Here is an 11377-nt window from a genome sequence, read left to right as displayed (position 1 = left end):
GGGACGGTTGTCATGCCGGTAGCGATCATCACGGGGGCGTCCAAGGGGCTGGGGCGGGCGCTCGCCGAGGCGCTGGCCGCGCGGGGCTGGGACCTCGTGCTCGACGCGCGGGGCTCGGGGCCCCTCAAGGAGGCCGCCGAGGCCGTCACCGGGCACGGCACCCGTGTGGCGGCGCTGCCCGGGGACGTCACGGACGCCGGGCACCGGGCCGGGCTGGTGGCCGCCGCGCGGACCCTGGGCGGTGCGGATCTGCTGGTGAGCAATGCGAGCGCGCTGGGCGCCGAGCCGCTGGTGCGCCTTGCGGAGCTGCCTCTGGAGGGGCTGCGGCGGGCGCTGGAGGTGAATGTGGTGGCCGCGCTGGGCCTGGTCCAGGAGGCTCTGCCGCTGCTGCGGGAGTCGACGGCGGGCGCGGTGATCGCGGTCAGCTCGGACGCGGCTGCGGAGGCCTACGAGACATGGGGCGGCTACGGCGCCTCCAAGGCGGCCCTGGACCAGCTGGCCGCGGTGCTCGGCGCGGAGGAGCCGGGGCTGAGGGTGTGGGCGGTGGACCCCGGGGACATGGCGACGGACCTGTACGCGGCGGCCGTACCGGACGACGACGATCCGCGTCCGGCGCCCGCCACCGTCGTACCGGCGTTCCTGCGGCTGCTGGACGAGCGGCCGGCGAGCGGGCGGTATGCGGCGCCGTCGCTGGTGGAGGGGCGATGACCGTGTTCGACGCGTTCGCCTCCGAGGCGCCGGAGCCGGTGTCGGGAGGCAGGCCGTGCTCGGCCCTTCCGGCCGGCGAGCGCTCGGCGGCTCAGCGTGCCCCTTCGGCCGGCGCGCTCAGGGTGCCGGAGGAGCTGTCGGCGCGGGTGCCTGCGGAACAGCGCGGGCCGGGGCTCGACCGGGATGCCGTGCGGCTGCTGGTCTCGCGTGGCACCGAGGTGTCGCACCACGCGTTCGCCGAGCTGCCGCGGCTGCTGCGGGCCGGGGACCTGCTGGTGGTGAACACCTCGCCCACGCTGGCTGCCGCGGTGGACGGGCGGATGGGGCAGACGCGTGTGGTGGTGCACTTCTCCACGGGCGGGGACGACGGGCGCTGGGCGGTCGAGCTGCGCGAGCCGGACGGGCGGGGCACTACGCGCGCGCGGGCGGGCGGACGGAGTACTGCACACGCGCGTGCGGGCGGGTTGGGTACTGCACGCACGTATACGGGCGGGTTGAGTACTGCACGCGCGCGTGAAGAGAGCAGGGCGCGCAGCGCTGCCCGGAAGGGGGGTGACGGGAGACGGGCGGCGGGAGGGCCCACGGGGACGGAGGTCCGGCTGCCGGGCGGGGCACGGCTGGTCCTGGAGGAGCCGCTGAGCGGGCGCGGTGAGCGGTTGTGGTGGGCGCGGGTGTCCGGGGCGGAGGTCCTTCGGCTGCTGCGGGAGCACGGGCGCCCCATCCGCTACTCGTACACGGACCGGGACCAGCCGCTGTCGGTGTACCAGACGGTGTTCGCGCTGTCCGAGCCCGACGGGTCGGGCAGCGCGGAGATGCCGAGTGCGGCGCGGCCCTTCACCGCGCGGCTGGTGACCGAGCTGGTGAGCCGGGGAATCCAGTTCGCGCCGGTCACTCTGCACACGGGGGTCGCGTCGGCGGAGGCGCACGAGCCGCCGTATCCGGAACGGTTCACGGTGCCTGAGACGTCGGCGCGGTTGATCAACGCCGCGAGGGCGGGGGGCAGGCGGGTGATCGCGGTCGGGACGACGGCCGTGCGGGCCGTGGAGTCGGCGGCCGGGCCGGACGGGGTGGTGCGGGCCGTGGGCGGGTGGACCGATCTGGTGGTCACCCCGGCGCGCGGGGTACGCGCGGTCGACGGGCTGCTGACCGGGCTGCACGAGCCGGAGGCCTCGCATCTGCTGATGCTGCAGGCCGTGGCGGGGCGGACCGCGGTCGACCGGGCGTACGAGGAGGCGCTGCGCGGGCTCTATCTGTGGCACGAGTTCGGGGACGTCCATCTCATCCTGCCGGAGGAGAACCCTCACACAGAGCGTTGCGGCGGCAACTCCTGGTGAGGCTGTTGCACCTTCGATGTGAGCCCGCACATAGGGCGCGCATCACGTACGAACGGACATAGGAGATATACCGGCCCCATATGAACGGGACAGACGGTCCAGTCTGTCCCGTTTTGCCCTTCCCTGATCCACTATCGGGGATCGTACGTCACACCTTTGCCAGGGCATTTTGCGCCCGCTAAGAATTGCTCCCGTCGCTCAGCGCCGCAGGGGTTCCCCCCTCGGCGTTCGTGTGGGAGGAACCGATTCCCCCGGCGGACGCAGGAGCGACCTCCGCGCTACACGAAGAGGTCCATCAGCCATGCCCAAGAACATCCTCACCCGTGGTCATAGTCGTACGCTGACCAAGCAGCACAAGATCGCCATCGCCGGTGTCGCTGCCCTCGGTGCCGCCGCCGTGGCCCTCTCGGCCGTCCCCGGCAACGCCCAGACCATCACCACCGGTGCTCCGGCCACGGCGGCTCAGGTGCAGTTCGCCACCCAGCCGGTCAAGGATGTCCAGGGCACGCTGACCACCCAGCTCGCCGCCCAGACCGTCAAGCTCGACACCTTCGCCGCCAAGCAGAAGGCCGCGACCGAGGCCGCCAAGAAGCAGGCCGACGCCCAGGCGAAGCAGAAGGCCGCCGCCGAGGCCGCCAAGAAGGCCGCCCAGGAGCGCGCCGCCCAGGCCACGGTGAGCCGTTCCGCGCAGCGCCCCCAGATGCAGCTGGTCGCCGCCAAGTCCTACGCGAACAACCTCGACGGCTGGATCCGCCAGGCCCTGGACATCATGAAGTCCAAGGGCATCCCGGGCAGCTACAACGGCCTGCACAAGAACATCATGCGGGAGTCGTCCGGCAACCCCATGGCCATCAACAACTGGGACATCAACGCGATCAACGGGATCCCGTCGAAGGGCCTGCTGCAGGTCATCCCGCCGACCTTCAACGCGTACCACGTCACCGGCACGTCCTGGAACATCTACGACCCGGTCGCCAACATCACCGCCGCCGCCAACTACGCGGCGGACAAGTACGGCTCGATCGACAACGTGAACAGCGCGTACTGAGGCCTGGCGCGGGACCTCTGACATACGCGGAAGGGCGGCACCCCTCGGGGGGATGCCGCCCTTCACGTCGTTGTGACCGCGGTCGCTGCGGTTACTTCCGCATGACCTCCGGCTCGTGGCGGCGCAGGAAGCGGGCCACGAAGAAGCCGCAGATCACACCGAGGACGATCAGCGCCACCATGTCCAGGCTCCAGGCCGAGGCCGCGTGGTTCCACAGCGGGTCCGTGCTGCCGGGGTCGTCGGTGTTCGGAGCGATGTTGTTGAAGTCCAGCGTGGCGCCCGCCGCGGCCACCGCCCAGCGCGACGGCATCAGGTACGAGAACTCGTTGACCCCGAGGGTGCCGTGCAGGGTGAAGAGGCAGCCGGTGAAGACGACCTGGATGATCGCGAACATCACCAGCAGCGGCATGGTCTTCTCGGCGGTCTTCACCAGCGAGGAGATCACCAGACCGAACATCATCGAGGTGAAGCCGAGCGCCATGATCGGCAGGCACAGCTCGAACAGCGTCGAGCTGCCGAGGACGAGCCCCTGGTCGGGGATCTCGCGGCTGGAGAAGCCGATCACGCCGACCAACAGGCCCTGGAGCACGGTGACCGCGCCCAGGACGACCACCTTCGACATCAGATAGGCCGACCGGGACAGGCCGGTCGCGCGCTCCCGCTCGTAGATGACCCGTTCCTTGATCAGCTCACGGACGGAGTTCGCGGCACCCGCGAAGCACGCGCCGACCGCGAGGATCAGGAGCACGGTGGTGGCCGTGCCGTTCGGGATGTGCTGGCCGGTGCGCGGGTTGACCGCCGCGTTGACCAGCAGGCCACGGTTGTGGTCGATGAGCAGGCTGACCGCGCCGAGCACCGCCGGCAGGATCACCGTCAGCGCCAGGAATCCCTTGTCGGAGGCGATGACCGCCACGTACCGCCGGATCAGGGTCATCAGCTGGGAGCCCCAGCCCTGCGGCTTGGGCGGCTTCATCGCCTGCGGCGGAGGCATGTGTACGGACTGCGGCGCGACCGCGTCGATGTCCGCGGCGTACATCTGGTAGTGCTGCGAGCCCTTCCATCGGCCCGCCCAGTCGTAGTCGCGGTAGTTCTCGAAGGCGGAGAAGACATCGGCCCAGGTGTCGTAGCCGAAGAAGTTCAGCGCCTCCTCCGGCGGGCCGAAGTAGGCCACCGCACCGCCCGGCGCCATCACCAGGAGCTTGTCGCAGATCGCCAGCTCGGCCACGGAGTGGGTGACCACGAGGACCGTGCGGCCGTCGTCCGCGAGGCCGCGCAGCAGCTGCATGACGTCGCGGTCCATGCCCGGGTCGAGGCCCGAGGTCGGCTCGTCCAGGAAGATCAGCGACGGCTTGGTGAGCAGCTCCAGGGCCACCGACACGCGCTTGCGCTGACCGCCGGAGAGCGAGGTGACCTTCTTGTCCTTGTGGATGTCGAGCTTCAGCTCGCGCAGCACCTCGTCGATACGGGCGTCGCGCTCCTGCCCGGTGGTGTCGGCCGGGAAGCGCAGCTTGGCCGCGTACTTCAGGGCCTTCTTGACGGTCAGCTCCTTGTGCAGGATGTCGTCCTGCGGGACCAGACCGATGCGCTGGCGCAGCTCGGCGAACTGCTTGTAGAGGTTCCGGTTGTCGTACAGCACCTCGCCCTGGTTGGCGGGCCGGTAGCCGGTCAGCGCCTTCAGCAGGGTCGACTTGCCGGAACCGGACGGGCCGATGACCGCGATCAGCGACTTCTCCGGGACACCGAAGGAGACGTCCTTCAGGATCTGCTTGCCGCCGTCGACGGTGACCGTCAGGTGACGCGCCAAGAAGGAGACCTCACCGGTGTCGACGAACTCCTCGAGGCGGTCGCCGACGATACGGAAGGTGGAGTGGCCGACACCGACGATGTCACTCGGGCCGAGCAGCACCGAGCCGCCCTTGGCGATGGGCTGGCCGTTGACGTAGGTGCCGTTGTGCGAGCCCAGGTCGCGGATCTCGAAGCGGCCGTCGGGCGTCGAGTGGAACTCGGCGTGGTGCCGGGAGACCTGCAGGTCGGAGACGACCAGCTCGTTCTCCAGGGCACGGCCGATGCGCATCACGCGGCCGACGGCGAACTGGTGGAACGTCGTGGGGCTGCGGTCACCGTAGACCGGCGGTGCCCCCGCGCCACCACCAGGCGTCTTCTGCGCGAGCTGCTCGGGCGGCCCGCTCTGCTGCTGCGGGAACGGAGCGGGCTGCTGCGGCTGCTGCCAGTCGGCAGGCGACGCCTGCTGCGGCACCTGCTGCGCCCAGCCGGGGCCGGCGCCCTGGGCGGCGTACGGCGCCGCCTGCGGCTGCTGCTGGGACTGGGCGACCGAGGCCGCGGCGCCGGTGAGATTCAGGCGCGGTCCGTCCGTGGCGTTGCCGAGGTGCACCGCCGAGCCGGCGCCGAGCTCCATCTGCTGGATCCGCTGGCCCTGCACGAACGTGCCGTTGGTGCTGCCGTGGTCCTCGATGACCCAACTGCGGCCGTTGAAGCTGACCGTGGCGTGCCGCCAGGAGACCCTGGCGTCGTCGAACACGACGTCTCCCTGCGGATCGCGTCCGAGTGTGTAGGACCTGGACGAATCGAGCGTCCAGGTCCGTCCGTTTGATTCCAGTACGAGTTCCGGCACTCCATGCCCCACTGAGTTGTCCCCCGAATTTCCCCCATCACAGGGAGTCTAGGGATGTCGAACATCGTGGGGAACTATTTCAGGCTCGGCCCGGTGACCGAAAGTCGGGCCTTGTGAAGGGCGCCCGCGCGCGCTTCAACTCGCCCCGTTGACGGGGTTGAAACCGGGCCGGAGAGTGGTAATCCCCCGCGAGGGGGACAAGCGCGGCTGCGGTGCCGCGCCGCGGATCGGGGGGTCTGCCATGAGCGCTGCCACGGGCGTCGAGACCGAACGGCACGGCACCTCGCTGCCGTGGGGTGACATCCTGCTGTCCGCGATCGCCTCGGTGAGCTGGGCGTTGATGGGGATGGCGGGCACGGCCGCACTCGGCCTGCATCTGCTGCAGGCGGACGCGGCGGGTTCACTGGGCCCCATGACGGCGGCGGTTGTGGCGCTCGGGGCGGGCGGTTCCATCTCACCGGCGGGCGATGTGTCCGCATTCGGACTGAAAGGCGCCGAAGCCCACACGGCCGTCGAGATCACGCCACTCGGCGTCAGCCTGGTCGGAGCCCTGCTGCTCTCCTGGTTCTTCCTACGGTCCCTGCGCTCGGCCGGAGTTGTCGTCGCGCCAGCCGAACTCCTCGCGCGCGCGGGCGCGGTGGTCGCGCTCTTCGTGGCGATGCTCGGCGGGCTGGCCTGGGCCGGACACGACGTCATCACGATCGACGGAGGCTCGCTCGGTCTGGACGCGCTGCCCGGCGGGGGCGGCAAGGGGGGCGGCCTCAACATCCCCGGTCTGGGGGATGTCGGCGGGCTGCTGCCGGACCGGATCGGTGACCTGATCCACGCCAAGGCCGCCGTCGGCTTCACCGTTGACACCGCGCCCACCCTCCTCGGCGGCCTCGGCTGGTCCGCGGGCATCCTGCTGATCGCCCTGCTCGCCTCCCGCCGCACTCCCCTGCCACGCGGCTGGGAGGCCGTGCACCGGGTGGTGCGGCCCGCCGCCTCGGCGCTCGTCACCGTGCTGCTGCTGGCCGTCGTCGCCGGGCTCGCGGCGGCGGCGTACGCGGCGATCGGCGACGACCACCCGCGCCGGATCGCGGGCGCGGCCCTGCTCGGCGCCCCGAACGGGGTGTGGCTGGGCGTCCCCCTCGGTCTGTTCGTCCCCTGGGACGGCAGGGCCACCGGCGCGCTGGGCACGGTGCTGCCCCACCCGCTCGACCAGTTGCTGACCACCCGGTCGGACCAGCCCGTCACCCTGGGCCGGCTGGCCGGGCTGGACGGGCGGGTGTGGCTGCTCGCGGTGGCGGCGGCGCTGATGATGGTGCTCGCCGGGGTGCTCACGGCGGCGCGGACGCCGGTACGCGTTTCGTCCGCGGAGCCGGGCGGCGCCATCGGCTTCGCCGGGCGCTGCGCCCTGCGGCTCGGGATCGCGACGGCGCTGACCCTGCCCCTGCTCGCCTGGCTGACGGATGTCTCGGTGGACGCCTCGCTGTCCGTCCTGGGCTTCGACGCCTTCGGCGCGGGCATCCGACTGCACGGCCACCCGGGCATGGCGCTTCTCCTGGGCGCCGCGTGGGGTGCGGGGGCCGGCGCGGTGGGAGCCCTGCTCACCTGGACGACGGGGACCGCGGGCAGCCGGGCGGTGTGGCCGGCCCCGGGTGACGCACGGGGCGGGGCGGCCTCGAGGACCGGCGGGGGCAGCCCCTCCTGGCACTCCGGGTACGACGGCGCGGGCCCGGGGCTTCCGGAGTACGACGGCCCGGGGGCCGGGCATCCCGGCCGCGGCGGCGGGGCTCCCGGGCAGCCTGGGCGCGGCGGCGGAGCCGGGCAGGCCGGGCACGGCGGCGCGGCCGGACCGTACGCGCCGGGCCGGCCCCACCGCCCGCCGAACCCCGACACGAACCCCTATCTCCAGGTGCCGGAGGAACTGCGGGCGGAGCCGGAGGACGCACGACCGCCCTCGGCCGGGAACGACGTGTACGGCGCCCCCACCGTCGCCCGGCCCTTCGACCAGCCTCCGCCTCCGCGCCGGAACCGTCCCCGTGGACGCGCGCGTGATCGTTCGCAGGACGGACCGGACGACGGGCCGCCGCCTCCGCCGCCCCTGCCCCCGCGACCGCCCGGGACGCCCGGGCGGTGAGCCCGCGGCGCCGATGACGGAGGAGGCCCGGCGCTCGTCGTCGCGAGCCCGTGCGCCGGGGGCGCCACCGTGGCACAGTCGTGGTGAGCCGGAACCTCTCGTCCGGGCGGGACGTGCGGGTGGGAGCGATCCGCCGGAGCCCGGGCAGCGTCACCGCGCCGGCGCCACGGGCCCGGCCGGGCGAGCCGTCGCCGAGAGGCAAGATCCCCTACATCGGCCGGACACCCATTGTTCCGTGTCCGTCAGGCGGACCTCAGGGGCGTGAGGCACTGGGTGCCGGATACGGTGGTGACACCATGAGCGCTTCGCAGACCTCCGAGGTCCCCACTCTCCTCGTCAAGATCTTCGGCAAGGACAGGCCGGGCATCACGGCCGGCCTCTTCGACACCCTTGCCGCGTACCTCGTCGACGTGGTCGACATCGAGCAGGTCGTCACCCGGGGCCGACTGGTGCTGTGTGTGCTGGTCACCCAGCCGCCGGCCGGGCTGGAGGGGGACCTGCGTGCCACCGTGCACAGCTGGGCCGAGTCGATGAAGATGCAGGCGGAGATCATCTCGGGGCACGGCGACAACCGCCCGCGCGGTCTCGGACGCTCCCTGGTCACCGTCCTCGGTCACCCGCTCACCGCCGAGTCGACGGCCGCCGTCGCCGCCCGGATCGCCAAAACCGGGGGCAACATCGACCGTATCTTCCGGCTTGCCAAGTACCCGGTGACGGCCGTGGAGTTCGCCGTGTCCGGCGTCGAGACGGAGCCGCTGCGCACGGCCCTGGCGACCGACGCGGCGGCACTGGGTGTCGACATCGCGGTCGTCTCGGCGGGCCTGCACCGGCGGGCCCAGCGGCTGGTGGTCATGGATGTGGACTCCACACTCATCCAGGACGAGGTCATCGAGCTGTTCGCCGCACACGCCGGCTGCGAGGACAAGGTCGCCGATGTGACGGCGGCGGCGATGCGCGGAGAGCTGGACTTCGAGCAGTCGCTGCACGCGCGCGTGGCACTGCTGAAGGGGCTGGACGCCTCGGTCGTGGACAAGGTGCGCACCGAGGTGCGCCTGACGCCGGGCGCGCGCACGCTGATCCGCACCCTGAAGCGCCTCGGCTACCAAGTCGGTGTCGTCTCCGGCGGGTTCACCCAGGTCACGGATGATCTGAAGGAGCGGCTGGGGCTGGACTTCGCGCAGGCCAACACGCTGGAGATCGTCGACGGGAAGCTGACCGGGCGGGTCACCGGCGAGATCGTGGACCGCGCGGGCAAGGCACGGCTGCTGCGCCGGTTCGCCGCGGAGGCCGGGGTGCCCCTCTCGCAGACGGTGGCGATCGGCGACGGTGCCAACGACCTGGACATGCTGAACGCGGCCGGCCTCGGCGTCGCCTTCAACGCCAAGCCGGTGGTCCGCGAAGCCGCGCACACGTCGGTGAACTTCCCCTTCCTGGACACCGTCCTGTATCTGCTGGGCGTCACCCGTGAAGAGGTCGAGGCGGCCGACACCCACGACGAGGGCTGACCCGGCACTGCGCCGTTCGACGTACTCGACGGGGAGGGCCCGGCACCGCAGCGGTGCCGGGCCCTCCTGCCGTGTGTGCCGTCACTCGGAGGGTGCCCAGTAGTCCGCCAGGGTGGCCACGCCCGGTTCCAGGCTCTTCCAGGCGCCGTCGAAGGACAGCAGCGCGAAACCGGCGGCAGGGAAGCCGCGGCGGTTCATCCGCTCACGGGCCCCGCCCTCGGACTCACCCGCCAGGATGTCGGCCAGCCCGTGCACGCCCGGGTTGTGGCCGATCAGGATCGCGTTCTGCACGTCGTCCGGGATCTCGTTGAGCAGGGCGATCAGCTCGCCGGGCGAGGCTTCGTAGAGCCGCTCCTCGTAGACGGTCCTCGGCCGGTGCGCGAGTTCGTGGACGGCAAGCTTCCAGGTCTCGCGGGTACGGACCGCGGTGGAGCACATGGCCAGGTCGAAGGTGAGGCCGGTGTCGGCCAGCTTGCGCCCGGCGACTGCGGCGTCCTTGCGGCCCCGTTCGGCGAGCGGGCGCTCGTGGTCGGACACCTGGGGCCAGTCGGCTTTCGCATGCCGGAAGAGGATGATCCTGCGGGGTTCTGCGACGCTCATGGGACCCAGCTTCGCATGAAACAGACCACCTGGCGCAGGGAGTTGACATGCGGATTCACCGCGCGAGGGGGCTCTGTGTCAGCGCGCGAGGACCTGCTGAACGCGCTCGAAAAGGTGCGTGACCGCCGGATCGCCGCTCGCAGCGTGGGCGTCCGACGGGTTCAGTATCAGCGCGAGCAGGGTGATGAAGGCGAGCGCGGGCAGGGCGAGCGCCCACCAGGGCAGCCGGACGTCGACGCTGCCCGTGGTCGCCGGGTGGAGCCGGGTGTGCGTGCGGGCCGGCATGGTCGCCTCCGTGGTCTTCGAGTGGTCCTGGCCGCCTGGTGCGGTCACATCTCGAAGCTACGGAAGACCGGGCCGCCAACCCATCCGGGCATCCACCCAGTTGCCCCTGACCCTGACCCCCTAGGGGATGGTGGGGCTAGCCCCACCCCGAGGGCGCCGGGGGCCGACGCGGTGCGGGCGGCGCAGGCCGGAGCGGGTCAGGGGGAGGCGATCGTCGCGATGACGGCGATGATGGCGAAGATGGCGAAGAACGCGCCGAAGACGAGCAGCATCTTCCTCTGGCTGTTCTTCGGGTTCGGGTCGAGCACAGGCTGCATGCGCCCAGTCTCGCACCCTTCGTCCGGAACGGATCAGCGGGGGCGGGTCAGCGGGACCGCGATGTCGGCCCGACGGAGCAGCCAGGGGCCGACGGATCGGCGCAGCCCGGCGGATCGGCGCAGGCCGGCGGAGCAGCCGTGGGCCAACGGATCGCCGCAGGCCCGACGGCTCGGCCAGGGGCCCGACGGATCAGCCGTGGGGCGGACCAGCCGGGGGGGCGGACCAGCCAGGCCGGACTAGCGGCCCGCCTCGTCCTCCACCGTTCGGTTGCGTCCGGCCAGGAAACCCACCGCCATCTGGGGGACCATCAGGCCCGCCATCAGGGCGATCGGCAGCCCCCAGCCGCCGCTGTGCTGGTAGAGCACGCCCACCAGCAGCGGGCCGGGGATGGAGATCAGGTAGCCGGTGCTCTGCGCGAACGCGGACAGCTGAGCCACGCCCGGACCGGTCCTGGCCCGCATCCCGACCATCGTCAGCGCCAGCGGGAACGCACAGTTCGAGATGCCGAGCAGCACGGCCCAGGCCCAGGCGCCGTCGGCCGGCGCGACGTACAGACCGGCATAGCCCACAAGGCCGCAGACGCCCAGTGCCAGCGCGATCGGCCCCTGATGAGGCAGCCGGGTGGCGACGCGCGGGATGACGAAGGCCAGCGGCACGCCCATCACCATGGTGACCGCGAGGAGCAGACCGGCCGTGCCCGCCGGGACACCGGCGTCACGGAAGATCTGCGCCATCCAGCCCATCGTGATGTAGGCCGCGGTGGCCTGCAGTCCGAAGAACACGGCTAGCGCCCAGGCCGTGCGGCTCCGGGTGATGCGCAGCGGG

The 11377-nt window shown here is 72.0% G+C and carries 9 protein-coding genes and 1 pseudogene; 5 read left to right on the top strand and 5 right to left on the bottom strand.

Going from position 1 to position 11377, the window contains the following annotated elements; genetic code table 11:
* Positions 1-12: 12 nt before the first annotated feature.
* The 3 genes from AB0H32_RS42920 to AB0H32_RS42910 all read left to right on the top strand — a co-directional run bounded on the left by AB0H32_RS42920 (position 13) and on the right by AB0H32_RS42910 (position 3090).
* Complete coding sequence (locus AB0H32_RS42920; RefSeq protein WP_361133368.1) at positions 13-708, top strand: SDR family NAD(P)-dependent oxidoreductase; 696 nt, start codon at positions 13-15, stop codon at positions 706-708.
* Positions 705-2042, top strand: coding sequence for an S-adenosylmethionine:tRNA ribosyltransferase-isomerase (locus AB0H32_RS42915; protein ID WP_361133363.1), 1338 nt, complete (start codon positions 705-707; stop codon positions 2040-2042). The genes AB0H32_RS42920 and AB0H32_RS42915 overlap by 4 nt, the downstream gene beginning before the upstream one ends.
* 301 nt (positions 2043-2343) lie before the next feature.
* Positions 2344-3090 carry a transglycosylase SLT domain-containing protein gene (locus AB0H32_RS42910; protein WP_361133360.1) on the top strand — a complete coding sequence of 249 codons (747 nt, stop codon included), beginning with the start codon at positions 2344-2346 and terminating at the stop codon, positions 3088-3090.
* A 91-nt stretch (positions 3091-3181) separates the two neighbouring features.
* Here AB0H32_RS42910 and AB0H32_RS42905 read toward each other — a convergent pair whose 3' ends face one another.
* Positions 3182-5722 carry an FHA domain-containing protein gene (locus AB0H32_RS42905; protein ID WP_361133357.1) on the bottom strand — a complete coding sequence of 847 codons (2541 nt, stop codon included), beginning with the start codon at positions 5720-5722 and terminating at the stop codon, positions 3182-3184.
* A gap of 241 nt (positions 5723-5963) precedes the next feature.
* Here AB0H32_RS42905 and AB0H32_RS42900 point away from each other — a divergent pair, with 241 nt between their 5' ends.
* Complete coding sequence (locus AB0H32_RS42900; protein ID WP_361133354.1) at positions 5964-7844, top strand: streptophobe family protein; 1881 nt, start codon at positions 5964-5966, stop codon at positions 7842-7844.
* Positions 7845-8140: 296 nt separating this feature from the next.
* Complete coding sequence (gene serB / locus AB0H32_RS42895; RefSeq protein ID WP_361133351.1) at positions 8141-9349, top strand: phosphoserine phosphatase SerB; 1209 nt, start codon at positions 8141-8143, stop codon at positions 9347-9349.
* An 81-nt stretch (positions 9350-9430) separates the two neighbouring features.
* On the opposite strand, the gene AB0H32_RS42890 is transcribed toward serB, so the two are convergent.
* The 4 genes and pseudogenes from AB0H32_RS42890 to AB0H32_RS42875 all read right to left on the bottom strand — a co-directional run.
* The gene (locus AB0H32_RS42890; protein ID WP_361133348.1) at positions 9431-9949 is read right to left on the bottom strand and encodes a histidine phosphatase family protein; all 519 of its coding nucleotides are present in this window, start codon (positions 9947-9949) and stop codon (positions 9431-9433) included.
* Positions 9950-10027: 78 nt separating this feature from the next.
* Positions 10028-10234 (bottom strand): hypothetical protein, encoded by a 207-nt coding sequence (locus AB0H32_RS42885; RefSeq protein WP_361133365.1) that lies wholly within the window; start codon positions 10232-10234, stop codon positions 10028-10030.
* A gap of 197 nt (positions 10235-10431) precedes the next feature.
* A complete protein-coding gene (locus tag AB0H32_RS42880; RefSeq protein WP_361133346.1) occupies positions 10432-10551 on the bottom strand; it encodes an SGM_5486 family transporter-associated protein in 120 nt (39 codons plus the stop codon).
* 237 nt (positions 10552-10788) lie between these two features.
* Positions 10789-11377: pseudogene (locus AB0H32_RS42875) on the bottom strand (MFS transporter); the annotation flags it as partial.

Origin of the sequence: Streptomyces sp. NPDC020362, from assembly GCF_040642095.1 — a bacterium.
GTDB lineage: Bacteria > Actinomycetota > Actinomycetes > Streptomycetales > Streptomycetaceae > Streptomyces.
The sequence above is the reverse complement of the archived record's forward strand: the minus strand, read 5'-3'. Positions and strand labels throughout refer to the sequence as shown.